This is a genomic window from Microcystis sp. M53603_WE2 (genome assembly GCF_030065435.1).
On sequence record NZ_JASJFF010000980.1, the window covers coordinates 1 to 1,030 of the forward strand.

Consider the following 1,030-nt stretch of genomic DNA (forward strand, 5'->3'; position numbering starts at 1 on the left):
CTCTCGATGGGAAGAAGCATATCCTTAGTTAAAGCAGATTTTCTTCCTCAGTGCAACCTAAGTCGATGCTTTCTCACGAGTGCGGGTTCATTTTCTAGGTTGACTTCGGCTTCCTTACCAGCATTTATTGAGATGTTGCGGAGATAAATACTCCTGTAAAGGTGACAGAGGCTTGGTATCGGGACAAACTGGCTGGGGAATTAGGAGGAAAAACCGAGGTTTACATTGATAAGGTAGGTAGAATAGATGTCTTAACTAATACAGAAATAATTGAAGTTAAAAATACAAAAGGCTGGAAATCAGCGATCGGGCAAATAAAGAGTTATGGACAGTATTATCCCAAGCATAAAATGAGAGTTCACCTATTTGGGAAATTGACTGAGAGTAAACTAGAAACTATTCAGAGAGTATGTAAACTAGAAGGTATAACTCTAACTTGGGAATAGTATGATCGCTGCTCTGGTAGGGTGCGTTCCCTGATGCGGGTCCTACCGCTGCAGCGATCAATTTTAAGGAAACCCAACATCCTTATCTGTTACTATGAAAGGGTATAATAAGCTTACTTTAAATCATCAAAGAGGTAACAAAACCTTAATGGAAAGTCGTATCCATATCCATCCAGATATTTGTAATGGAAGACCTGTTATAGCTGGAACCCGAATTCCTGTGCAAACAGTTATGGAATTTTTGGGAGCAGGGGATTCTATTGAAGAAGTCCTTGAAGAATATCCTTCTCTGAATCGAGAAGATATTTATGCCTGTATGCAATTTGCAGCAAGATTGATGGCGAATCACTATGAAGTCAGAAAAATTGCATGAATGGTTTTTTCTTCGATGAAAATTTACCAGCTAAAATCCTCTTCACTCCATCTTTACCGATCATTTTTAGGTAGGGTCTGCTGAAAAAGTTTGTTGGTGGGGGCAGGGTGTGGGGTGTGGGGTGTGGGGTGTAGGGTTTTACCGATTTTGAGGTAGTCAGTTACCTAATTTTCAGGGAAAAAGTACCTGAATTTTACCCCCGATCCCTCCA

Annotated in this window: 2 protein-coding genes; both read left to right on the forward strand. The window is 40.4% G+C overall.

What is annotated here, in order from left to right:
- Positions 1–161 precede the first annotated feature (161 nt).
- The gene (locus PX481_RS20685; RefSeq protein ID WP_288023654.1) at positions 162–446 is read left to right on the forward strand and encodes a hypothetical protein; all 285 of its coding nucleotides are present in this window, start codon (positions 162–164) and stop codon (positions 444–446) included.
- 148 nt (positions 447–594) lie between these two features.
- Positions 595–819: a DUF433 domain-containing protein gene (locus PX481_RS20690; protein WP_008199295.1), complete on the forward strand. Its 225-nt coding sequence runs from the start codon at positions 595–597 to the stop codon at positions 817–819.
- Positions 820–1,030: the final 211 nt, after the last annotated feature.

Bases quoted from the DNA above. Each gene is read 5' to 3' on its own strand.
- PX481_RS20690 (WP_008199295.1), top strand. From the start codon at position 595: ATGGAAAGTCGTATCCATATCCATCCAGATATTTGTAATGGAAGACCT.